This window comes from Microbacterium sp. MYb45, assembly GCF_002979655.1.
Lineage (GTDB): Bacteria > Actinomycetota > Actinomycetes > Actinomycetales > Microbacteriaceae > Microbacterium.
The window spans coordinates 1-22,441 of record NZ_PCPG01000009.1 but is presented as its reverse complement, the minus strand read 5'-3'; the positions used below and the strand labels follow the sequence as shown (position 1 = coordinate 22,441).

Sequence of the window (22,441 nt, the reverse complement as noted above, 5' to 3'; positions counted from 1 at the left end):
CCCGGCCGCCGGCCATCCGCCGCGGCCCCGAGCAACAGTCAGAGCAGAAAGAGAAGGACATGAGCACATCAGCACCCTCGAGCGTGGGGTCCGGCGTCGAGTTGGAGATCGGCGGGATGACCTGCGCCTCCTGCGCGATGCGGATCGAGAAGAAGCTGAACAAGCTCGAGGGCGTCGTCGCGACCGTCAACTACGCGACGGAGAAGGCGAAGGTCACCGTTCCCGACGGCTACGACCCCGCATTGCTGATCGCCGAGGTGGAGAAGACCGGCTACTCGGCCGCACTCCCCGCCCCGAAGGGCAAACGCGCCGACACCGGGTCGACCGGTGACGCCGAGGGCGAGGATCCGGAGCTGCGCTCGCTGCGCAACCGGCTGATCGGCTCCGTCGTGCTGACGGTGCCCGTGATCGCGATGGCGATGATCCCCGCGCTGCAGTTCATGTACTGGCAGTGGGCCTCTCTCGCTCTGGCCGCACCCGTGATCATCTGGGCGGCCTGGCCGTTCCACAAGGCCGCGTGGACGAACCTCCGCCACGGCGCCGCGACGATGGACACGCTCATCTCGATGGGCACCTCGGCCGCGTTCCTGTGGTCGCTGTACGCGCTGTTCTTCGGAACCGCGGGCACGCCGGGCATGACGCACCCCTTCGAGTTCGCGCTGGCTCCCTCCGACGGAGCGGCCAACATCTACCTCGAGGTGGGTGCCGGGGTGACGATGTTCATCCTCGCCGGGCGCTACTTCGAGAAGCGCTCCAAGAAGCAGGCCGGTGCCGCCCTGCGCGCTCTCCTCGAACTCGGAGCGAAGGAAGTGGCTGTCCTGCGCGGCGGCGCCGAGACGAAGATCCCCGTCGAAGACCTCCAGGTCGGCGACGAGTTCATCGTGCGACCGGGTGAGAAGATCGCCACCGACGGCATCGTCGTCTCCGGGACGTCGGCCGTGGATGCATCCATGCTCACGGGCGAGGCCGTGCCGGTCGAAGTGGCCGAGGGCGACTCCGTCACCGGCGCCACGACGAACGTCGGCGGTCGACTCGTGGTGCGGGCCACCCGCATCGGCTCGGACACGCAGCTGGCGCAGATGGCGCAGCTCGTCGAAGACGCGCAGACCGGGAAGGCCGAGGTGCAGCGGCTCGCCGACCGCATCTCCGGCGTGTTCGTCCCGATCGTGATCGTGATCGCGGTCGTGGCGCTCGGCGGCTGGCTCGGCGCCGGATTCCCGGTGACCGCGGCGTTCACGGCGGCCGTCGCCGTGCTCGTGATCGCCTGCCCGTGCGCGCTCGGTCTCGCCACCCCCACCGCGCTGCTGGTCGGCACCGGACGCGGCGCGCAGATGGGTGTGCTCATCAAGGGCCCGGAGGTTCTGGAGTCCACGCGCAAGATCGACACCGTCGTGCTGGACAAGACCGGAACGGTCACGACCGGCAGGATGACCCTCGTCGACGTGTTCGTCGAGGCGGGCACGGATCGCGCCGAACTGCTGCGGCTCGCGGGCGCACTGGAGGATGCGTCCGAACACCCCATCGCGCAGGCCATCGCCAAGGGCGCCACTCAGGAGGTCGGCGCACTGTCGACGCCCGAGGACTTCGCGAACATCGAGGGCAAGGGCGTGCAGGGCGTCGTCGACGGCCACGCCGTGCTGGTCGGCCGCGACTCGCTCCTCGCCGAGTGGTCGCAGAAGCTGAGCCGCGAGCTCGCGTCGACCAAGGCGCGGGCCGAGGGCGAGGGCAAGACCGTCGTCGCGGTCGGCTGGGACGGTCAGGCACGCGGCATCCTCGTGGTGGCCGACACCGTCAAGCCCAGCAGCGCCGAGGCGATCGCCCAGTTCAAGGCGATCGGCCTGACCCCGATCCTGCTCACCGGCGACAACGAGGCGGTCGCCCGTCAGATCGCCGCCGAGGTGGGCATCGAAGAGGTCATCGCCGAGGTCCTCCCGAAGGACAAGGTCGACGTCGTCACCCGACTGCAGCGCGAGGGGAAGACGGTCGCGATGATCGGCGACGGCGTCAACGACGCCCCTGCCCTCGCTCAGGCCGACCTCGGTCTCGCGATGGGCACCGGAGCGGACGTCGCGATCGAAGCATCCGACATCACCCTGGTGCGCGGAGACCTGCGCAGCGCCGTCGACGCGATCCGACTGTCGCGCAAGACCCTCGGAACCATCAAGACCAACCTGTTCTGGGCCTTCGCCTACAACGTCGCGGCGATCCCCGTCGCGGCGCTCGGGATGCTGAACCCGATGCTCGCCGGTGCGGCGATGGCGCTCTCGAGCGTCTTCGTCGTCGGCAACAGCCTGCGCCTGCGCGGCTTCAAGAGCATCGCCAAGCCCTGACGCCCCTTCCCCCACCACCGACCCCCACCGAAGAATGAGAGAGGAATCACCCGCATGACGAACGACACCGAGGCGACCGCCAGCTGTTGCAGTATCAGTGCCCCGAACCCCGCCGCCGCAGGAAACGGACGCGCGAACCTGCTGGCCGGCGGTGCGAGTGACGACCTGACGACCTGCCCGGTCATGGTCGGCAACCCGGTCAGCAAGAAGGCCGCAGAGGCGGCGGGCCTCTTCCGCGATCACGAGGGCGAGCGGTACTACTTCTGCTGCGCCGGATGCGGCCCGGCCTTCGACTCCGATCCCGCCAAGTACGCCGCCCACATGGCCTGAGAGAGGATGACCCCATGACCGATCCGCACGCGCACCACCACTCGCCCGCGCACTCGCTGGACGCCCCGGAGGCTGCGCACGAGAACCACGACAGCCACGAGAACCACGGCGGCCACGAGAGCCCTGGCGATCACGAGGGTCACGGCGGGCACGCAGGGCACGGCGACCATGTCGGACAGTTCCGGCGCCTGTTCTGGATCAACCTGGTCATCGCGGTTCCCGTCGTGGCGTTCTCGCCGATGTTCGCGATGATCTTCGGCTACGAGGTCCCCGGGTGGGCGCGGTTCATCGCGCCGGTGCTGGGCACGGTCATGTACGTCTGGGGCGGCTGGCCCTTCCTCACCGGCGCCGTCAGCGAGCTCAAGTCGCGCAAGCCGGGCATGATGCTCCTCATCGGCCTCGCCATCACGGTGGCGTTCCTCGCCTCGTGGGGTGCGACACTGGGGCTCCTCCATCACGAGCTCGAGTTCTGGTGGGAGCTCGCGCTCCTCATCGTCATCATGCTGCTCGGTCACTGGATCGAGATGCGCTCGCTCGCGCAGACCACGTCGGCACTCGACTCACTCGCCGCCCTGCTGCCGGATGAGGCCGAGCGCGTCGAGGGCGACACCGTCGTCACCGTCTCCCCCGCGGATCTCGTCGTCGGAGATGTCGTGGTCGTCCGTCCCGGCGGAAGCATCCCGGCCGACGGCCGCATCATCGACGGCACCGCGGCCATGGACGAGTCGATGGTCACCGGCGAATCCCGTCCGGTCACCCGGGCCACCGGAGACACCGTCACGGCGGGAACCGTCGCCACCGACTCCGGTCTGCGCGTCGAGATCACGGCCACCGGGGACGACACCGCTCTGGCCGGCATCCAGCGACTGGTCACCGAGGCGCAGAACTCCTCCTCGCGCGCTCAGCGCATCGCCGACCGCGCCGCCGCGCTGCTGTTCTGGTTCGCGCTGCTCTCAGCCGCCCTCACCGCCGTGGTCTGGACCCTGGTCGGGAACCCGGATGCCGCCGTGGTGCGCAGCATCACCGTGCTCGTCATCGCCTGCCCACACGCACTGGGCCTCGCGATCCCGCTGGTCGTGTCGATCGCCACCGAGCGCGCGGCCCGCGGAGGCGTCCTCATCAAGGACCGCCTCGCGCTGGAGAGCATGCGCACGGTCGATGCCGTGCTCTTCGACAAGACCGGCACGCTCACCAAGGGAGCACCCACGGTGACGGCCGTCGAGCCGACCGGCGACATCGACGCCGACCGGCTGCTGCTCCTCGCCGCATCCGCCGAGGCCGACAGCGAGCATCCGCTCGCCCGCGCGATCGTGCGCGCCGCCCAGGAGAAGGGCATGACTCTCGCGAAGGCATCGGGCTTCACCTCGTCGCCCGCGGTCGGCGTGACGGCGTCGGTCGACGGCCGCGAGGTCCGCGTCGGCGGCCCGAAGCTCCTCGACGAGGTCGGCGGGCACGAGATCCCGGCCGCCGACGAGTGGCGGGACGAGGGCGCCATCATCCTGCACGTCGTGGTCGACGGCCAGGTCGTGGGCGGACTGAAGCTCGCCGACGAGGTGCGGCCGGAATCGCAGCAGGCGGTGGACGCCCTGCACCGGCTCGGCGTCGAGGTCGTCATGATCACCGGCGATGCCCAGGCCGTCGCCGAGTCGGTCGCCGCCGAGCTCGGCATCGACCGAGTCTTCGCCGGCGTGCGACCGGAGGACAAGTCGAGGAAGGTCGCCGAGCTGCAGGCCGAGGGCAAGAAGGTCGCGATGGTCGGTGACGGCGTCAACGACGCTCCCGCCCTCGCCCAGGCCGACGTGGGCATCGCGATCGGCGCGGGAACGGATGTCGCCATCGCCTCGGCCGGCGTGATCCTCGCGAGCTCCGACCCGCGGTCGGTGGTCTCCGTGATCGAGCTGTCCCGAGCCGCGTACCGGAAGATGAAGCAGAACCTGTGGTGGGCGGCCGGCTACAACCTGCTCTCGGTTCCGCTCGCCGCCGGCGTCTTGGCGCCGATCGGATTCGTCCTGCCCATGTCGGTCGGGGCTATCCTGATGTCCCTGTCGACCGTCGTCGTCGCGCTGAACGCCCAGCTGCTCAGACGCATCGACATCACCCCCGAAGCGAGCACGCGCGCCGTCCTCGGCCGCTGAGACCCGATCATGCGACGAAGGAAGCAGAGATGACCCCCGAAGCGACGGCCGACGAACACACCCACGGCTACATCACCGACAAGACCAAGTACCTGAACCGGATGCGCCGGATCGAGGGTCAGGCCCGCGGGATCACGAAGATGGTCGACGACGAGAAGTACTGCATCGACATCCTCACCCAGATCAGCGCGCTCACGAGCGCACTGCAGGCGGTGGCGGTCGGCCTTCTCGACGACCACCTCAAGCACTGCGTCGTGGACGCGGCCCGCATGGGCGGCGACGACGCCGACGCGAAGATCAAGGAAGCGTCGGACGCGATCGCGCGGCTCGTGCGGTCCTGAGCCGGACGGGGGCGACGCCGCCGGCCCGCGTCGGCGCCGCAGAATCGCCGGCACCGACGCGGACCCGGGTGTCAGACCGCCGGCACGACCTTCAAGTCGACGGCGAGCGAGTTCGCGAAGCTGATCGTGAGGATCCGGTGCGTTCGGTTCCCGAGGTACGACCGATCCATGGGCGCGTACTTCGCTTCGCGGTCCACACCCCAGTCGATGATGAACCTCATGCCGCCTCGAGTGACCGTGATCCCTCGGGTGACCGTGATGGTCTCCTGTCCGTACGGCGCCGGCGTGCCGTTGGCGAAGACCACCTGATCGTCGGTGCCGATGATGAGCGGGATGCGCTCGCGTGACGCTCCCGGCGTCGTCAGCGCACGCCTGATCCCATCCGGGCGATGGGTCACATCCGTGGTGACGGCGCCGTCCGCGGTCACGTACCTGGTGGTGAAGGTACCCGTGTATCCGGTCAGGGCATCCGCCGGGATCACAGTGCCCGATGCGCTGGACCCGGCATGATGCGTCGCCGTCACCGGACCCCGCGATGAAGCCGTCCCGACCGTGTCGGCGACGGTCGTCCAGTCATCCGGACCCGTGCTGTTCACGGTGAGGGCGAGCATCCCCGCGACGGGGTGCCAGAACGCGTTCGTCCCCATCCGCTGGAGCGAGTTCTGCCGCACGCCGTAGAGGCCGGCGGTGTAGTAGCCGGGGCGGCGGACGAACACATACTGCTGATCGAGGGTGCCCTTGCGCAGCTCGGTGAACGTGCTCTCCGCCCGATACCGCAGCGCGGCGACCTGGGCGTCGCGCTGCGCCGCGGGCACCCCGATCGGCGCCTGCGGGACATGCATGTGCAGCCGTGGCGACGAATCCTGCTTCGGTCTCGGGGACACGGGTGCCGAGGACGAGCCCCACGCGTTTCGCGCCTGCGTCTTCTCCTCCGCGCTCGCGTAGAAGGCACGCAGCGCGGGCACGTGCGGCAGCAGCGTCCGCGCGAGGGCGCTGCGATCCAGATCGTCCACGGGGGTGGTGACGAACGTCGCGACGATGTTGCGCGCACTCGTCCCGGAGAGGATGAAGCCTTCGTTCCGCCCGGGTTCCATGACGACTACGTACCCCCACCACGCGGCGAACCGCTCCGCCAGCTGGATGATCGACGGGTCAGGCAGCCGCTTGTAGAGGGCGCCGAGATCGGGCAGCATCACGTCGAAGTTGTATCCGGCATCCGGCGCGACGGGTTCGTGGAAGAACCCGGCCGGAGCCTGGCCGTCCTTCAGGATGATCTGCAGCCGGTTCGGAACGGAGGCGCTCACCGCGGGCTCGCCGAGGATGTGCGCCGCCTCGACCACTCCGGAGAGGCCGGCGACCACCTGATTGGCGAACTGCACCGGTCGATTCCAATGCGGACGCGAGGTGTCCACGAGCCAGGCCGAGCTCTTGCGGATGGCGTCGCGGATCTGCAGACGGCGGTCGTGGAGCTCGCCCGCGGCGCGAAGGTCCCGGAGGACCGCGGAGAGCGCCACGGTTCCGAATCCGGTCGGCGACAGGTGATGCTCGGTCGGCGAGTACTCCGGGTACGAGCCGTCGGCGTGCTGCAGCGAGAGGTAGTGGCTGAGCGCCGCGTCGAGCCGTCCGAGGAGAGCGGGGTCACGGTAGTACGGGTTCCACGGGCGGTCGTTGGCATAGAACCACGAGAGCGTCGCGACATGCTCCATGATGCGGGTGTTGTAGGGCTGGTTCGGAGTGCGCCACCAGCCGTCCTCCATCCATCCGTAGTTCGGCGCGACGTCCCGGACGCTGTTGGCGAGCGGGGCGACGATCATCAGGTAGGCGGCCAGCACCTGCTCGTTCGGGGCGAACTGGGAGCGCACCGGCTGCCCGGCGGGGAGCGGCGCGACGAGCGGCAACACCGTGCCGGCCGATGTCGCCAGCGCGGGCGACGCCCCCGCGTTCCCTATGGCGAGCAGTGCCGCGGCGGCGCTCGCACCGACCAGGAAGTTCCTTCGGCTGAGCGCCGGCAGCATCTGCGGGCGGGCCTCATCCTCATGCATCATCTCGACTCCTTCGTCTCTGACCGGGGCATGGTGAGTGGCGACGACGCCCGGTCCGCGTCGTCGCTGTGGGGGAAGTCAGCTCATCCCTTGAGCCCCGTCTGAGCGAGGCCCTGAACGAACTGCTTCTGCGCGATGAGGAACACCACGAGGATCGGGACGACGGTGAGAGACGCTGCGCCGAGCTGCGTGTTCCACATCTGCTCGCCGTAGAAGTCCTGATAGCGGGTGATCGCGAGTCCGAGGGTGAACTTCTCCGGTGTGCGCAGGAAGATGAGCGCCTCGAAGTACATGTTGAACGAGCGCAGGAACGCCATGATCCCGACGGCGGCGATCGCCGGCGTCGCCAACGGGAGGGCGATGCGGAAGAACACCCCGGCCCGTGTGACGCCGTCCAGCCGGGCCGCTTCCTCGTAGTCCTTGGGGAAGCTGAGGAAGTGCTGCCGGAAGATGAACACGGAGACGACCGCGGTCGGCCCGAAGATCGGGAGGATGATGAGCGGCCAGTGGGTGTCGTTGAGCCCCATGGCGTTCACCGCCGTGAAGATCGGGATGATCGTCACCTCGGTCGGCACCATCATCGCCGCGAGCAGCAGGGTGAAGGCCGCGTTGCGCAGCGGGAACCGGATCCGCGCGAAGGCGTAGCCGGCCATCGCCGAGAGCAGGATCGACGACACGGTGACGATCGCCGCGATGTACATCGAGTTCCCGTACTGCTGCAGGAACGGCTGGGCGGTGAACACCTGCACGAAGCCGTCGAGGGTCCACTCCCTGGGCAGCAGCGTCGGCGGCTGGAGGAAGATCTCGTTCGCGGGCTTGAAGGACGAGAAGAACATCCACAGGGTCGGATACAGGAACGGCACCGACACCACGACGAGCAGGACGTAGAGCACGACGGTGTTGATCCTGGAGCGGCTGCGGGCCGCCTTCGACGTCTCAGACCTCATCGTGCACCCACTTGCGTCGCGTGGTCCACTGCAGCATCGTCAGGGCCAGGATGATGGCGAACAGCACGACACCGATCGCGCTGGCGTAGCCGAACTGCTGGCTGACGAAAGCGGTGCGGTAGAGGAGGAACGGCAGGACGTTGGTCGAATCCCCCGGACCACCTCCGGTGAGCAGCTGCACGGGTGCGAAGACTTCGAGTGAGCCGATCGTGGTGAGGATGCCGGTGAGCAGGATCGTCGGAGCGATCATCGGCACGGTGATGGCCCAGAACGACCGCCACGGCGTCGCACCATCGAGCTGCGCCGCTTCGCGGATCTCCTCCGGCACGCTCTGCAGCGCGGCGAGGAAGAGCACCATGTTCATACCGACTCCCTTGAAGACCTGCACCACGACGAGCGAGATCAGGGAGGTGGAGGGATCAGCCAGCCAGTTGGGCCCGTCGATCCCGAGCATCCGGAGCGCTCCGTTGATGCCGCCATCCGGGGCGAGGAGGAACCCCCAGGTCACCGACCAGGCGACGACCGACACCACGACGGGCGAGAAGAAGATCGTGCGGAACCCGGTGATGCCCTTCATCCGCCGATTGAGGAGCACGGCGAGGCTGATGGCGATCACGAGGTTCAGGATGAGGACGCCGGCACTGAACAGCAGGCTCGCGACGACAGAGGCCGAGAAGGTCGGGTCCGCGAAGAGACGCGAGTAGTTGTCGAGCCCGATGAACTCCATGCCGCCGGTGAGCGGACGCCACTCGTTGAAGCTGTACCAGATGACGAAGAGGAAGGGGACGACACCGAGGACGATGACGCCGAGGACCTGGGGCGCGACGAAGGCCACGCCGAGCCAGCGATCCCCGTCAGGACGGGGACGCCGGCTCGGCAGGGCTCTTCGATCGTTCGCCGCGACGGTGCGTGCGGTCACGCGGTCAGCCCTTGAGCGTCGGCGAGATCTGCTCGCAGATGCCGGTGACCGCGGTCTCGACGTCGCCGCCCGACCACACCGGGTCGAGACCCGCACGGACCTTGTCGGAGAACTGGGAGAGCACCGGGTGCTGCGGCTTGACCGAGGCGTCGGGGACCACGTCGATGATCGCCGACTGGATCTCTTCGGGCGAGAGCTTCGGCGCTGCCTGCGAGAGCGTCTCCACGTTGAGCAGGGACTCACGGGGCGGCGGGAAGAACTGCGCGAGGAGCTCGGCGTTCGTGGGGTTGGTCAGGTAGGCGAGGAAGCCTGCCGCCTGATCCTGGTTCTCACTGCGCTCGAGGACGCTCACGCCCGCCTGGCCGACGATCGGGTGGTACCCCTCCGGCCCCGCGGGCAGCGGGAGGAACGACCACTCGAAGCTGTCGTCGAGGCTCCCCGACTGGCTGAGCTGAGCGACGCTGAAGGCGACGTCACCGCTCGCGAATGCAGCGGGCGCCGCGTTGCCGGAGACGGCAGGGATCGCTCCCCTGTCGATCTGGTCCTGGTACCACGTGAGGTACTCGATCATCTCGGGAGAGGCGAACTCGCAGGTCGTGCCGTCTTCGGACCACGGCGCGGCGCCCCATGCGTTCCCGAGCATGGTCACGGCACTCCAGTTCGTCGGGTTGAACGTGGGCACGTTCAGCCCTGTCGCTCCCGTCTCGCCGTTCACCGCCGCAGCGATGTCCGCGACCGTGTCCCACGTGTAGTCGGGAGTGCCGACGAGCGACTCGACATCCGGCTGGCCCGCGGCCGCGACGAGGTCATCGTTGACGTAGAGCGCGAAGGGGGAGTTCGAGAACGGATACGCGTAGACGCCTCCGTCGTCGTCCTGCCACGGCGCGAGCGCGGCCGGGAGGATGTCGTCGAGGTCGTAGCCGTCGGTGCCCTCCAGGGTTTCGCGCACGTCGTGCAGGATCCCGGAGTCGACGAACTCGGGACCGCTCGCCTCCGGGATCCAGGCGAGATCGGGAACGTCGCCGCCGGCGATCTGCGTCGTCAGCCCGGCGACGTAGTCCGGGTTTGTGACGGGTTCGAAAGTGATCGACGAGACTTCGTCGCCGTGCTCTTCGACGTAGGCATCGCCGATCTCCTGCAGCAGCGCCAGGTGACCTTCGTTGGAGGACCAGAGCGCCATTGTCAGGTCGACGGGGCCTGAGGCGCCGCTGTCGGTACCGGCGCAGGCGCTGAGGGACACCGCCAGAACTCCGGTGAGCGCGATGGCAGCCCCTCGGGATCGGGTAGCTCGCATGAAGTACTCCTTCGGACTCATTGACGCGCCTCGTAGCGCGCTGAAAGAAAAAGTACCAGAACTATCGAGAATATCAAGCAGTATTTTCGATAGCTTGCAGAGGTGCCGTCGATCCCCGCACGACGAGTTCCGTCGCCAGGTCGGTATGGAAGGCCGGCGGTGTCGTGCCGAGCAGCAGCTTGTGGGCGACCTCCACCGCGTAGGAGCCCATCGCCTCGGAGGGCTGTCGGATGGTCGTCAGCTGCGGGGCCGTCATCCGCGCGACGAGCTGGTCGTCGAACCCGATGACGCTGAGCTCATCCGGGACGGACACCCCGGCGCGGCGCGCGGCCTCGAGGACTCCAGCGGCCTGCGCGTCGCTCGCCGCGAAGATCGCCGTCACGCGACCCGGTCGACCCAGAAGAGTCTCCGCCGCCTGCAGGCCAGATTCGTAGGTGAAGTCGCCCTCTTCGATGATGTCGTCCCCGGGTTCGATCCCGGCCGAGGCGAGAGCGGCGAGATGTCCGTGCTTGCGAGCGATCGACGCCTGCGTGTCGGAGACTCCGCCGAGGAACCCGATGCGCCGATGCCCGAGCGAGAGCAGATGCTGCGTCGCTGCCATCCCCCCTGCGAAGTTCGTGGCGCCCACGGAATACGAGTCGTTGTCCGGCAGCTGGTAGGTGTCGACCTCGACGAGGGGGACGCCGTTCTTCGCGAGCTTCGCCCGCTCCTGCGTCCTCAACCGCGACTTCAGCGCGATGACCGCGGTCGGACCGTTGCGCTTGGTCCGCTCGATCCAGCCGGCGGCGGGCGCCCCATCCGGAAGGTCGAGCAGCACGAGCTCGAGCCCGGCCTCGTGCGCCGCACGCATGGTGCCGCGCAGGATCTCGACCGTCAGCGGGGACGACATGCTCGAACTCGCGAGCACGACCACCACCGTCGCCAGATCACTCCGCGAGCGCTGCTTCGGCGACAGGTACTGCTTGTCGCGGAGCACCGACTCCACCCGCACGCGAGTGTCGGCAGCGACGTCGGGCGCCCCGTTCACGACCTTCGAGACGGTGGAGATCGAGACCCCCGCCTCACCCGCCACCTCGGCAAGCGATGGTCGACGCTCCTTCGCGCGCATGGGCACCCCTTCACTCAGTCAGCGTTCTGGAATTCTATGGCGAACCCGTCTCCTCTAGAGATTTTACTTGGACATGTTCGAGAAAATTACCTAGAGTTCTCGGGAAAGAAAGGTGTTCTTCCGTGACACGACAGCAGGCCGACCTTCTCATCATCGGCGGTGGCGTCGGCGGCGTCTCCGCCGCCCTCGCCGCTCTGCGCCGCGGCAGATCGGTCATCATGACCGAGCAGACCCCCTGGCTGGGGGGCCAGCTGACGAGTCAGCTCGTACCCAGCGACGAGCACCGACGCATCGAGGCGACGGGTCGTAACCGCAGCTACGCCCAGTTCCGCGACCTCGTCCGGGATCACTACCGGACGTACTACCCGCTCACCGCCGCCGCGAGAGCCGACCGGCATCTCAACCCGGGCGCGGCCTGGGTGAGCCCGCTCAGCGTCGAGCCGAAGGTCATCCTCGCGGTGATCCACGACCTCCTCCGGCCGTACGAGGCCTCCGGCCGACTCGCTCTGATGCTCGAGACCACGCCTGTCGCCGTCCACACCGACGGTGACCGCATCGCCGCGGTGACCGTGCGCGACCGCGAGGGCGTCTCGCGCGAGCTGTCCGCGCCGTTCGTGCTGGATGCGACCGAGCTCGGTGATCTCCTGGAGCTCGGCGGAGTGGAATACGTCACCGGCCGCGAGGCTCGAGGCGAGACCGGGGAGCCCAGTGCGCCGGAGGCCGGTGACCCGCTCGACATGCAGAGCGTCACCTGGTGCTTCGCGGTCGAACACCTCGCCGGTCAGGATCACACGATCGATCGCCCCGACGACTACGACACCTTCCGCGAGTGGCGGCCGCCGCAGCTCGACGGCGAGAAGATGCTCGGATTCCGACGCGCCGCGCACGACGGCTCCATCGCCCGCGAGTACACACTGCGGGTGAACGACGACGATGACCCCTTCGCCATCGACGTCGACCACCGCAACATGGACGGCGCCCCGGAACTGTGGAACTACCGCCGCATCGCCGCACGGCGCCAGTTCGAGGACGGCGCCTACGAGAGCGACATCGTCATCGTGAACTGGCCGATGAACGACTACGTCGGGGGCCCGCTCTTCGGCGTCGACGACGCCGCCGTCCACTGGGATCGCTCCAAGGCGTTGAGTCGGTCGCTGCTCTACTGGCTGCAGACGGAGGCTCCTCGACCCGATGGCGGTGTCGGCTGGCCGGGGCTCCGCCTCGCACCACAGGTCACGGGGACGCCCGACGGGTTCGCGATGATGCCCTACTTCCGCGAATCCCGTCGCATCCGGGCCGAGCGGACGATCCTCGAGCAGGACTTCGACCGCGATCTCCGCGACGGAAGGGGCGCCGAGCGCTATCCCGACACCGTGGGGGTCGGCCACTACTACTGGATCGACCGGCACGCCACGACCGGCGGCAGCGCCGGTGGCGGCGGGCTCCCGGAGCCGTTCGAGATCCCGCTCGGCGCCCTTCTGCCGCAGCGCGTGCGCAATCTCCTCCCCGCAGCCAAGAACATCGGCACGACGCACATCTCGAACGGCAGCTACCGGCTGCAGCCCGTCGAATGGTCCATCGGCGAGGCCGTGGGGGCCCTCGCCTCGTACTGTCTCGACCACGGTGTCGAGCCGTCGACGGTGCGCGCGGATGCCCGGCACCTGGACGACTTCCAGCGCGACCTCGAGCGCGGAGGCGTGCAGCTGCGGTGGGACCCCGCTCTTCGCTGGTAGACCGCCGTCGACGCATCAGGCCTCGGTCGGCGCAGGACCGGTCGAGGCCCTGATCTGCAGCATCGGTGTCGCCTCCTGGTAGACGGCCGGCTCCGCACCGTCGATGACGTCGAGCAGGCGTCGGGCGGCCTCTGCGCCGAGGGCGACCACATCGTGGCTGAGCGCCGTCAACCCCGGCGTCACGAGTCGGCAGAGAAGCGAGTCGTCCCACGCGATGATCGACACATCGCCGGGAACGGACAGTCCCCGCTGATGCGCCGTGGTCAGGGCGGCGACAGCCATGATGTCGTTGTCGAAGATCAACCCCGTCGGCGGGCGCGGCGACGAGAGCACGGCGCGCGTGGCGACCGCACCGGCATCCTCCGAGAGGTCGCTGCGGACGATGTCATGGTCGAGCCCGCACGCACGGGCGGCCTGATCGAACGCGTCGTCGCGGATGGCCGTGTACGCATACCGTCGGGGCGCCGCGACCCGGGTGATGCGACGATGCCCGAGAGCAGCGAGATGATCGACGGCCTGTCTCATCGCGGCGGCGTCGTCCGTCCACACGGTCGTCAGGCCGGCCGCAGCGCTCGGATCGCCCACCGCGACCGCGGGGACACCGGCTTCCCTGACGACGGCGATCCGCTGATCGTGTGGCCTCAGGTCGGTGAGGAGGACGCCGTCCACACGCCGCGAACCGCGCCAACGCCGGATCGCCTCGACCTCGGCGTCCGCATCAGCGGCGACCTCGAGCAGGAGACCACGGGAGCGCACGGTGAGAGCCGACTCCACTCCCGCGATGAACTGCATGTAGAACGGCTCGACGGAGAGATCGCGAGGATCCTTGGTGAGCACCAGACCGATCGTGTCCGCACCGGCACCCGCCAGGGCACGCGCGGCGCTCGCCGGCGACCAGCCGAGTCGGGCCGCCACTTCGAGCACCCGTTCCCGCGTGGCCTCGGAGATCCCCGGGCGACCGTTGAGGGCATAGGAGACGCTCGCGGTCGACGTCTGCGCCTCGCGCGCGACATCGGCGATCGTGACCCGCCGGGCCCGCGCAGCGCTCGTCATCACCGATGCAGCTCCCGTCAGTCGGGATCGATGATATCCCGCAGCGAGGAGACGACGAACGCCTCCCGCGCCGAGTCGGGATCGAGCGGCTCCGGCGCGCGGACGCGGAAGATCGCGGTCTCCCCCGGGAGCACGGTGGTGAAGCCGCGATCGACCGTCGCCTCAGAATGGAGGCGATCCGGCTGGACGAGGACGTCGCGCGCGAGGAGACGCGAGCGGACGCTGATGTCCATACCGCCGGCGACGACGGCGACGGCGACTTCCAGCGGAGCGTGAGCGTGCGCGCCGCTCGGTGGAGCGAAATGCCAGAGGGCTCGCTGGTCGTCGACGGTGGCGACCACGAACTCTTCCCCCGGATCCCGCGGCTCGGCGATGATCGGCGGCAGCTCGATGCGGGCCACCGAGCGCGGAGGCACGGAGAGCGGGAACGACTGCTCCGCCGCAGCGAACCCGTCGGCACGCCGCCGCGCGAGTCGCACCGTGGAGTGCCACGCCTCGTCGTCGTCGTTGATGATGCACAGTTCGAGCGCGTCGCCCCGCGGCTCGATCGTCAGCACGCGCGGTGCGTACATGTCGCGCAGGGCGAAGTAGAGCGGTTTGCACCGGCCCGCGCTGTCGATCGCCGACCAGGACGTCACAGGCCACAGGTCGTTGAGCTGCCACACGATCGTTCCCGAGGTGCGCGGCCAACTCGCGCGCCAATGCAGCACGCCGGTGCGGACGGCCTCGACCTGCATCCACTGCGTCTGCAGATGCCACCGGTCGAAGTCGTCCGTCGGCGGCAGGTGGCGGGCGAGATTGCGGGCGAGCTTCGCGTGCCCGTCGATGGCCTTCTGATGGTGCCGGACGTTCTCGGAGTCGAGACGAAGATCGGGGTCCGAGACCGCATCGCGCAACGTCCGCCAGGCGGCGGCGCCCTGCCACCCGAACTCGGAGACGAAGCGCGGAGAGCTGTCGCGGTAGACCGAGTAGTCGTCTTCGTTCCAGGCATCCCAGGAATGGAAGGTCTGGTGATCCGTGTCGTTCGGATCGTGAACCCCGCTGCCCGACCAGGGACTCCCCTCCGTGTAAGGACGGGTCGGGTCGAGCTCGCGGACGAGGTCCGGCAGCCACTCCAGGTAGTACCGCTCACCCCAGGTGAGCTCCCCGCCCTGCTGCGATGCCCAATCCTTGTCCAGGCGCATCCAGAGGTTCTCGTTGTTCCCGTTCCAGAGGGCGAGGCTCGGGTGAGAGCTGAGCCGCACGATGTTCTCGCGGGCCTCGGCCAGCACCTCTGCCCTGATCGGCTCCTCCTCGGGATAGGCGGCGCAGGCGAAGAGGAAGTCCTGCCACACGAGCAGGCCGAGCTCGTCGCACGCGGAGTAGAACGCCTCGCTCTCGTAGACGCCTCCACCCCACACCCGGACGAGGTTCACATTGGCCTCCGCCGCCTGCTCCAGGCGCGTGCGGACGCGGTCGGCGACATCCTCCCCGGGGAAGACGCTCTCGGGAATCCAGTTCACGCCCTTGATGAACATCGGGCGGTCGTTGACCGTGACGACGAACGGCGTGCCGTGCGCATCGGGGGTCCGATCGACGACGACGGTCCGGAAGCCGACCCGCGTGCGGTGTTCGTCGAGCCGCTCTCGCTCCGACCAGAGTGAGACCTCGACCGAGTACAGATGGGGTTCGCCGAATCCGCGCGGGTGCCACCGCTGCACATCGGGAACGGCGACCACGATGGTCGCCGACTCTTCACCCGGCGGCACCTCGGCATGAACGGCCTGCCCCGCGATCTCGATCTCGAGATGCAGCGGGAGGCTCGCGCCGGAGGCCGTTCGCTCGAGGTCGATGTGAGCGGTGAGGATACCGGTCTGCTCGAAGACGTCGACCAACGGACGGACCGCGGCGATCCGCGCCGTGCTCCAGCTCTCGATCCTGACGTCACGCCAGAGCCCGCATCCGGGAAGGGTCGGCCCCCAGTCCCAGCCGAAGCTGCTGGCCATCTTCCGGATGAATGCGAACGGCTGCGGATAGGCGCTGGGGCGCGCGCCGAGCGCACGTTCCTGCTGCTCGGCATACGTGTATGCGGAGGTGAAGCAGACATCGACGCTGTTCTCCTCCTCGATCGCCGCCGTCACGTCGAACCGGTACGCACGATGCATGTTCCGCGTCTGTCCGACGGTTCGCCCGTTGACGGCGATCGACGCGATGGTGTCCACGCCGTCGAGGACGAGATCCACCCGCTCCGCGTCGCCCGACCGGGGGAAGGTGCGACTCAGGCGCCAGTCGCATCGAGCGACCCAGGACACGGCCTCCTCGTTGCGGTCGACGAAGGGGTCGGGAATGAGGTCTGCGTTCCGCAGATCGAGGTGGATCGCCCCGGGCACCTGCGCGGCGACGGCCCTCCCGACGAGCGGCGCGGCCTCTTCCGGGACAGGAGTGTCGCCCTCGGCGTCGACCGTCCAGCTCCACCGTCCTGCCAGATCCGACGTCGTACGCATGCGGAGTCCTCCTCGCTGATTCGTGAGGAGTCCACTGTAACCTAAGCGCTTAAGTAGCTAGTGCCCCATGCTCTCCCGCGCCCGGCGGCGGCGGTGCGAATGGCACCACGTCTGTAGCTAATGTGTATCGTTTTATCTACGCTCATGGGCGTCAGTTGTTGTGCGGGGAGAGGGAGAGATCGATGAATCGGTTCGGTCAGGCAATCGTGGGAACGATTGCGGTCGCCGCATGCACTGCATGCACCGCATGCTCCACTGACTCGCTCGTCTGGGGCTCCGAAGGCGCCGCCGTCAGGTCTGTAGCTGAACGTGTCATCGACGAAATGCAATCATTGGGCGACTCCTCCGACGTGTGCGCTGGCGCAGATCTCGAGAGGGGATCATCCCAGGTGTGGGAGACGATGGCTGTCGGCGAGCCCGAGAGATACACGGGCGAGGAGTGGACAGACTACGCTGACGTCTCGCCGACGTGGTTCATCAACCTCTCCCCCACCGACGACGCGATCGGTGGAACAGAGGTGCCGAGCGTTCTGTTTCTCCGCGGCTCGGGCGAAGACCTCTGCATCGTGGCGATCGAGTGGGGCGACCTCAGCACGTCGCCCTGAACGCCTTCCCCGACGCACGACAAGCCTCTGAGGCAGAAGACCTCCGAGACAATGTGGGCACCACTCTCACATTGGGTTCTCGGAGGTCTTCGTGACGATCCGTCGACGACGGAGAGTTGCCATGCTCTTGCTCTGTCGATCGGGATCCGCGACTACAGCGCGAAGATCCGCCACGACGCCGCGTGCGTCGCGCCGGGATCCAGCGTCACGAGATCCACGCCGGAGTTGAACGCGTCGGGCGGGCACGTCATCGGCTCGACCGCGAGGCCGATGCGGTGAGTCTCCGCGACGGCGGGGGTGTCGGCCGTGTGCACCTGCACCCACGGGCAGCGCTCGTCCCACGCCATCCCCACGCCGCGACCGTCGGCAGCCGTCAGCCGCACCTCGGCCAGACCGCCGTCGCGGGCCAGGCCGGTGAAGGCGTGATCGATGAAGACGTCGCCGATGGGGCGCGCCGAGCGGAAGTCCCACTTCGGATGTTGCGACACCGGCTCCACCCCGACCGGGCTCAGCCGATCGGGGGTGACCGTGAGCACCTCGGATGCCGGGAGCAGCAGGGTCCAGTCGTCGACTCTGCCGTGGCCGGCCACGAGGTACGGGTGCGGCCCGGTGCCCCAGGGCGCGGCATCCGCCCCGACGTTGTGCGCGGTCACCGTCTGGTGCAGCCCCTCGGCGTCGAGCTTGTACTCGACCTCGACCTCGACGCGGAACGGGTACCCGGTCTGCGGCAGGATCACGGCGGCCAGCACGACCCGGTCGTCGAGCACCAGACGGTCTTCGAACTCGACCCAGGCGAGCAGGCCGTGCAGCGCATGCGCGCGTTCCGGCTCGGTGAGCGCCAGCTGCTGCTCCGCTCCGCCGAACGAGTAGCGTCCGTCGACGATGCGGTTCGGCCACGGGGCCAGCGTGACGCCGCGGTAACCGGGGCGCACGGCATCCGCGTCGAACGGCACGACGAGGTCGCGCTCCTCGAACGTGAGCGTCCGCAGCGTCGCACCGATGCTGGCGATCACGGCCTCATACCCGTGCGCGGCGATCCGCAGCTGACGGCCGGAGCGCGGCATCGTCGTCACAGGCCCTGAGCCAGCCGGTAGTAGGCCTGGTTCCAGCGGACCTGCTTCTGAAGCTCGGGCAGCGTGGTGCTGTCGTCGATCACGAGCAGCTCGACCTCGGCCATCTCGGCGAAGTCGCGGAACGCCTCGATCCCGACCGCGGTCGACATGACCGTGTGGTGGGCGGCACCGGCGGTGAGCCAGGCGGCGGCGCTCGTGGTGAAGTCGGGCTGCGGCTTCCAGACCGCGCGTCCGACCGGGAGCTTCGGCAGCGCGGCCCGCGGCGGCACGTTCTCGACCACGTTCGCGGTGAGGCGGAAACGATCGCGCATGTCGCTCAGCGCCACCACGACGGCGGGGCCGGGGTCGGCCGTGAAGACCAGGCGCACCGGGTCGTCCTTGCCGCCGATGCCGAGCGGGTGGATCTCGAGCGTGGGCTTCGCGGAGGTCAGCGACGGGGAGACCTCGAGCATGTGCGCACCGAGGATCAGCTCATCGCCCGGGGTCATGTCGTAGGTGTAGTCCTCCATCAGGCTCGCGCCACCCGGCAGACCCGCACCCATCACGTTCGCGATGCGCACGAGCACGGCCGTCTTCCAGTCACCCTCTGCGCCGAAGCCGTAGCCCTCGGCCATCAGCCGCTGCACCGCGAGGCCCGGCAGCTGCTTCAGCGCACCGAGGTCTTCGAACGAGGTCGTGAACGCACCGAAGCCGCCCTCCTCGAGGAACGACCGCAGCCCGATCTCGATAGCCGCACCGTCACGCAGCGACTCGTGCCGCTCGCCACCGCGCCGCAGCTCGGGAACGACCTCGTACAGCTCTTCGTACTCGGCGACGAGCGCGTCGATGTCGGAGGCGGATGCCGCGGCCACGGCCTCTGCCAGCTCGTTCACTCCCCACGTGTTCACCTGCACACCGAATCGCAGCTCGGCCTCGGTCTTGTCGCCCTCGGTCACCGCGACGAAGCGCATGTTGTCGCCGAAGCGCGCGAGCTTCAGGTCGCGGGAGGCCGCGAGGCCGGCCGCCGCCCGCTGCCAGGTGCCGAGCTCACGGCGCAGGCGCGGGTCGGACGCATGCCCGACGATGGTCTTGCGCGGCACACCCAGGCGCGTCTGGATGTACCCGAACTCGCGGTCGCCGTGCGCCGCCTGGTTCAGGTTCATGAAGTCGAAGTCGATGTCGGCCCAGGGCAGCTCGACGTTGGCCTGCGTGTGCAGATGCGCGAGCGGCTTCTGCAGCGCGTCGAGTCCGGCGATCCACATCTTCGCCGGACTGAAGGTATGCATCCACGCGACGAGGCCGATCACGCGTTCGTCGGCGTTGGCCTCGAGCGCGGTGCGCTTGATGGCCGCGGCATCCGTCAGCACCGGCTTCCAGACGATCCGGACCGGAACCTCGGGCGACTCGTCGAGCAGTCGCGCGATCTCCTGCGACTGCGCCGCGACCTGCGCGAGCGTCTCGGGACCGTAGAGGTGCTGGCTGCCGGTGAGGAACCAGACCTCGTAGCCGTCGAGGGAGGTGGTGAGCGGGGTGCGGGTCATGAACGGTCCTTACAGGGATTCGACGGCGGCGGCCTCGATGGCCAGGCCCGCTCGGTAGCGGTCGAGATAGGCGGAGAACCCGGCGACATCGGCCGGGTCGGGGTCGGCGGTGCTGAGGGATGCCGTGGCGAAGACGTGCTGATCCAGATACTCCGCCAGCGCGAGGTCGTCGGCATGGGCGAGGTACGAGGCGAGCACGGCGATGCCCCACGCGCCACCCTCGGCGGCGAGCTCGCCGACCGCGACCGGAGCATCGAGCGCCCCGGCGAGGAAGCGCTGGGCGACCCCGGCGGTGCGGAACATGCCTCCGTGCGCGAACATCCGATCGAGCTGCACGCCCTCCGCCGCGAGCACCTGCATACCGAGCGCGAGCGTGCCGAACACGCCGTAGACCTGGGAACGCATGAAGTTCGCGAGCGTGAGCGCGCTGTCCGGAGTGCGCACGAACAGCGGACGCCCCTCGACCAGACCGGCGATCGGCTCGCCCGCGAGGTGGTTGTAGGCGAGGAGGCCACCGGCATCCGCCTCACCCTCGAGCGCCTCGCGGAACAGGACGTCGAACGCGGCATCGTCGTCGATCGGCTGGCCGGCCGCGGCGGCGAAGCGCGTGAACAGCCCCACCCAGGCCGCGAGCTCGCTGGCGCCGTTGTTGCAGTGCACCATGGCCACGGCGTCGCCCGCCGGAGTGGTCACGAGGTCGAGCTCGTGGTGCACCTCGGCCAGCGGATGCTCCAGCACGACCATCGCGAAGATGCTCGTGCCCGCGCTCACGTTGCCGGTCCGCGGCGCGACCGAGTTCGTCGCAACCATGCCCGTGCCCGCGTCACCCTCCGGCGGACAGAGCGGGACGCCGGCGCGCAGTGCGCCGCTCGGGTCGAGGAGGGCGGCGCCGTCGGCGGTGAGGGTGCCGGCCGCGGCCCCGGCGGGGAGCACGCTCGGCAGGAGCTGAGCCGCCGGTGCGGGCAGACGCTCGCCCGCGAGGGTGTCGTAGGCGTGCAGCATCCGCGCGTCGTAGTCACCGGTCGCGGCGTCGATCGGGAACATGCCCGAGGCGTCGCCGACCCCGAGCACCCGCTCGCCGGTGAGGCGGTGGTGCACGTAGCCGGCGAGGGTGTTCACGCTCGCGATCCGGGCGAGATGCGGCTCGGCGTCGAGCACGGCCTGGTGCAGGTGCGCGATCGACCAGCGCAGCGGGATGTTCACCCCGAACAGCTCCCCCAGCTCGGCGGAGGCCGCGCCCGTGCTGGTGTTGCGCCAGGTGCGGAACGGCACGAGCAGCTCGCCGGACGCGTCGAACGCCAGGTAGCCGTGCATCATCGCCGAGACCCCGATGGCGCCGAACGCGTCGGGACGGATGCCGTGGCGCTCCTGCGCATCGTCGACCAGAGCCGCGTACGCCGCCTGGAGGCCGCGCCACACCTCGTCGATCGCGTAGGTCCAGCGGCCGTCTTCGAGGCGGTTCTCCCACGAGAACGAGCCGGTCGCGAGGACCTCGGTCGCATCGGCCCCGATCAGGCAGGCCTTGATGCGGGTCGAGCCCAGCTCGATGCCGAGGCTCGTGCGCCCCTCGCGGATGTCGTCGAGCGCACTCATCGGCGGGTGTCCTCGGACTGGCCGTAGACGTTCTGATATCGGTCGAACAGGCTGTCGATCGCGGCCTGCGGAATCGGGATGAGCGGCCCGGCCTCGCGGGCGAGGTGCACGGTGCGGGCGACGTCCTCGACCATGACGGCGGCCTTCACGGCATCCTCCGCATCCGCGCCGATCGTGAACGGACCGTGGTTCTGCATGAGCACCGCGCGGGAGCGGTGACCGCGGAGCGTCTCGACGATGCCGCGTCCGATCGAGTCGTCGCCGATGATCGCGAAGGGGCCGATCGGGACGGGCCCGCCGAACTCGTCGGCCATCGCGGTGATGACGCAGGGGATCTCCTCGCCCCGCGCCGCCCAGGCGACGGCGTAGGTCGAGTGCGTGTGCACGACCCCGCCGACGGTCGGCATGTGCCGGTAGACGTAGGCGTGCGCTGCGGTGTCGCTCGACGGTGAGCGGTCGCTGCCGGGCGTGCCGGGGATGACGTTGCCGTCGAGGTCGCACAGGATCATGTTCGAGGCGGTGAGGTCGTCGTAGCTCACACCGCTCGGCTTGATCACGAAGAGGTCGGTGCCGGGCACGCGGCCCGAGATGTTGCCGCCGGTCCAGACGACCAGGCCGTAGCGGACCAGTTCGCCGTGCAGACGGGCGACATCCGCGCGGACGGCCGCGATCGCGTGCTCGATGTCGGGTTCGAAGGTGGGGGCGTCGTCGCTCACAGCTGCCTCAGGGTTCGCATCCGGCCACTGTGACCGGTCACGGAAGTCTGTCACGGGAGCTCGCGGCCCGTCAAGGCTCGCCCCCCGCCCCGCCCCTCCTCTCGCCGAGTGCACGGGAAGCTGCCGAGCGCGCCGGAAGTTCACGCCAGCAAGCCGTGCACTCGACAACAGGCCGTGCACTCGGCGAGAGGAGGGGCGGGGCGGGGGGCGAGCCTTGAC

The 22,441-nt window shown here is 69.1% G+C and carries 17 protein-coding genes; 6 read left to right on the top strand and 11 right to left on the bottom strand.

Annotation, left to right across the window (positions count from 1 at the left end; all coding sequences use genetic code 11):
• Nucleotides 1-59: 59 nt before the first annotated feature.
• From CQ034_RS13935 to CQ034_RS13920, 4 genes are read left to right on the top strand one after another with little or no spacing between them, the layout of a single operon-like run.
• Complete coding sequence (locus CQ034_RS13935; RefSeq protein ID WP_105711503.1) at nucleotides 60-2,330, top strand: cation-translocating P-type ATPase; 2,271 nt, start codon at nucleotides 60-62, stop codon at nucleotides 2,328-2,330.
• 54 nt (nucleotides 2,331-2,384) lie between these two features.
• Nucleotides 2,385-2,660, top strand: a complete 276-nt coding sequence (locus CQ034_RS13930; RefSeq protein ID WP_105711502.1) for a YHS domain-containing protein — start codon at nucleotides 2,385-2,387, stop codon at nucleotides 2,658-2,660.
• A gap of 14 nt (nucleotides 2,661-2,674) precedes the next feature.
• Complete coding sequence (locus tag CQ034_RS13925) at nucleotides 2,675-4,795, top strand: heavy metal translocating P-type ATPase (protein ID WP_105711501.1); 2,121 nt, start codon at nucleotides 2,675-2,677, stop codon at nucleotides 4,793-4,795.
• Between the two features lie 29 nt (nucleotides 4,796-4,824).
• Nucleotides 4,825-5,136 carry a metal-sensitive transcriptional regulator gene (locus tag CQ034_RS13920; protein WP_029264439.1) on the top strand — a complete coding sequence of 104 codons (312 nt, stop codon included), beginning with the start codon at nucleotides 4,825-4,827 and terminating at the stop codon, nucleotides 5,134-5,136.
• A gap of 71 nt (nucleotides 5,137-5,207) precedes the next feature.
• Here the strand turns inward: CQ034_RS13920 and CQ034_RS13915 are convergent, their stop codons facing one another.
• From CQ034_RS13915 to CQ034_RS13895, 5 genes are all read right to left on the bottom strand, one after another.
• A complete protein-coding gene (locus CQ034_RS13915) occupies nucleotides 5,208-7,181 on the bottom strand; it encodes a twin-arginine translocation signal domain-containing protein (RefSeq protein WP_105711500.1) in 1,974 nt (657 codons plus the stop codon).
• An 80-nt stretch (nucleotides 7,182-7,261) separates the two neighbouring features.
• Complete coding sequence (locus CQ034_RS13910) at nucleotides 7,262-8,125, bottom strand: carbohydrate ABC transporter permease (protein WP_081859916.1); 864 nt, start codon at nucleotides 8,123-8,125, stop codon at nucleotides 7,262-7,264.
• Nucleotides 8,115-9,044, bottom strand: coding sequence for a carbohydrate ABC transporter permease (locus tag CQ034_RS13905; RefSeq protein ID WP_081859917.1), 930 nt, complete (start codon nucleotides 9,042-9,044; stop codon nucleotides 8,115-8,117). The genes CQ034_RS13910 and CQ034_RS13905 overlap by 11 nt, the downstream gene beginning before the upstream one ends.
• A 4-nt stretch (nucleotides 9,045-9,048) precedes the next feature.
• Nucleotides 9,049-10,338, bottom strand: a complete 1,290-nt coding sequence (locus tag CQ034_RS13900) for an ABC transporter substrate-binding protein (protein ID WP_029264435.1) — start codon at nucleotides 10,336-10,338, stop codon at nucleotides 9,049-9,051.
• Between the two features lie 73 nt (nucleotides 10,339-10,411).
• Entirely contained in the window at nucleotides 10,412-11,446 is a 1,035-nt protein-coding gene (locus CQ034_RS13895; RefSeq protein ID WP_029264434.1) for a LacI family DNA-binding transcriptional regulator, read from the bottom strand.
• Between the two features lie 122 nt (nucleotides 11,447-11,568).
• Here CQ034_RS13895 and CQ034_RS13890 point away from each other — a divergent pair, with 122 nt between their 5' ends.
• The gene (locus CQ034_RS13890; RefSeq protein WP_219860798.1) at nucleotides 11,569-13,179 is read left to right on the top strand and encodes an FAD-dependent oxidoreductase; all 1,611 of its coding nucleotides are present in this window, start codon (nucleotides 11,569-11,571) and stop codon (nucleotides 13,177-13,179) included.
• A gap of 15 nt (nucleotides 13,180-13,194) precedes the next feature.
• Here the strand turns inward: CQ034_RS13890 and CQ034_RS13885 are convergent, their stop codons facing one another.
• Together CQ034_RS13885 and CQ034_RS13880 are read right to left on the bottom strand one after the other, a co-directional pair.
• On the bottom strand, nucleotides 13,195-14,232 hold the full coding sequence (locus CQ034_RS13885; RefSeq protein WP_105711498.1) for a LacI family DNA-binding transcriptional regulator: 1,038 nt from the start codon (nucleotides 14,230-14,232) through the stop codon (nucleotides 13,195-13,197).
• A gap of 17 nt (nucleotides 14,233-14,249) precedes the next feature.
• Complete coding sequence (locus CQ034_RS13880) at nucleotides 14,250-16,715, bottom strand: glycoside hydrolase family 2 protein (RefSeq protein WP_105711497.1); 2,466 nt, start codon at nucleotides 16,713-16,715, stop codon at nucleotides 14,250-14,252.
• A gap of 182 nt (nucleotides 16,716-16,897) precedes the next feature.
• On the opposite strand from CQ034_RS13880, the gene CQ034_RS19470 reads away from it, so the two are divergent.
• Nucleotides 16,898-17,320 (top strand): hypothetical protein, encoded by a 423-nt coding sequence (locus CQ034_RS19470; RefSeq protein WP_146114851.1) that lies wholly within the window; start codon nucleotides 16,898-16,900, stop codon nucleotides 17,318-17,320.
• A 152-nt stretch (nucleotides 17,321-17,472) separates the two neighbouring features.
• Here CQ034_RS19470 and CQ034_RS13870 read toward each other — a convergent pair whose 3' ends face one another.
• Genes CQ034_RS13870 through CQ034_RS13855 form a run of 4 tightly spaced genes read right to left on the bottom strand, consistent with a single transcriptional unit; the run spans nucleotide 17,473 to nucleotide 22,222 of the window.
• The gene (locus CQ034_RS13870; protein WP_105711574.1) at nucleotides 17,473-18,384 is read right to left on the bottom strand and encodes an aldose 1-epimerase family protein; all 912 of its coding nucleotides are present in this window, start codon (nucleotides 18,382-18,384) and stop codon (nucleotides 17,473-17,475) included.
• Nucleotides 18,385-18,389: 5 nt separating this feature from the next.
• Nucleotides 18,390-19,913: an L-arabinose isomerase gene (gene araA / locus CQ034_RS13865; protein ID WP_105711495.1), complete on the bottom strand. Its 1,524-nt coding sequence runs from the start codon at nucleotides 19,911-19,913 to the stop codon at nucleotides 18,390-18,392.
• 9 nt (nucleotides 19,914-19,922) lie between these two features.
• A complete protein-coding gene (locus tag CQ034_RS13860) occupies nucleotides 19,923-21,506 on the bottom strand; it encodes a xylulokinase (RefSeq protein WP_105711494.1) in 1,584 nt (527 codons plus the stop codon).
• Nucleotides 21,503-22,222, bottom strand: coding sequence for an L-ribulose-5-phosphate 4-epimerase (locus CQ034_RS13855; RefSeq protein WP_105711493.1), 720 nt, complete (start codon nucleotides 22,220-22,222; stop codon nucleotides 21,503-21,505). The genes CQ034_RS13860 and CQ034_RS13855 overlap by 4 nt, the downstream gene beginning before the upstream one ends.
• Between the last annotated feature and the right edge of the window lie 219 nt (nucleotides 22,223-22,441).

What these genes read in the sequence shown, in the direction of transcription:
- CQ034_RS13935 (WP_105711503.1), top strand. Translation starts at nt 60, where the DNA reads ATGAGCACATCAGCACCCTCGAGCGTGGGGTCCGGCGTCGAGTTGGAG.
- CQ034_RS13930 (WP_105711502.1), top strand. Translation starts at nt 2,385, where the DNA reads ATGACGAACGACACCGAGGCGACCGCCAGCTGTTGCAGTATCAGTGCC.
- CQ034_RS13925 (WP_105711501.1), top strand. Translation starts at nt 2,675, where the DNA reads ATGACCGATCCGCACGCGCACCACCACTCGCCCGCGCACTCGCTGGAC.
- CQ034_RS13920 (WP_029264439.1), top strand. Translation starts at nt 4,825, where the DNA reads ATGACCCCCGAAGCGACGGCCGACGAACACACCCACGGCTACATCACC.
- CQ034_RS13915 (WP_105711500.1), bottom strand. Translation starts at nt 7,181, where the DNA reads ATGATGCATGAGGATGAGGCCCGCCCGCAGATGCTGCCGGCGCTCAGC.
- CQ034_RS13910 (WP_081859916.1), bottom strand. Translation starts at nt 8,125, where the DNA reads ATGAGGTCTGAGACGTCGAAGGCGGCCCGCAGCCGCTCCAGGATCAAC.
- CQ034_RS13900 (WP_029264435.1), bottom strand. Translation starts at nt 10,338, where the DNA reads ATGCGAGCTACCCGATCCCGAGGGGCTGCCATCGCGCTCACCGGAGTT.
- CQ034_RS13895 (WP_029264434.1), bottom strand. Translation starts at nt 11,446, where the DNA reads ATGCGCGCGAAGGAGCGTCGACCATCGCTTGCCGAGGTGGCGGGTGAG.
- CQ034_RS13885 (WP_105711498.1), bottom strand. Translation starts at nt 14,232, where the DNA reads ATGACGAGCGCTGCGCGGGCCCGGCGGGTCACGATCGCCGATGTCGCG.
- CQ034_RS13880 (WP_105711497.1), bottom strand. Translation starts at nt 16,715, where the DNA reads ATGCGTACGACGTCGGATCTGGCAGGACGGTGGAGCTGGACGGTCGAC.
- CQ034_RS19470 (WP_146114851.1), top strand. Translation starts at nt 16,898, where the DNA reads ATGAATCGGTTCGGTCAGGCAATCGTGGGAACGATTGCGGTCGCCGCA.
- CQ034_RS13870 (WP_105711574.1), bottom strand. Translation starts at nt 18,384, where the DNA reads ATGCCGCGCTCCGGCCGTCAGCTGCGGATCGCCGCGCACGGGTATGAG.
- araA (WP_105711495.1), bottom strand. Translation starts at nt 19,913, where the DNA reads ATGACCCGCACCCCGCTCACCACCTCCCTCGACGGCTACGAGGTCTGG.
- CQ034_RS13860 (WP_105711494.1), bottom strand. Translation starts at nt 21,506, where the DNA reads ATGAGTGCGCTCGACGACATCCGCGAGGGGCGCACGAGCCTCGGCATC.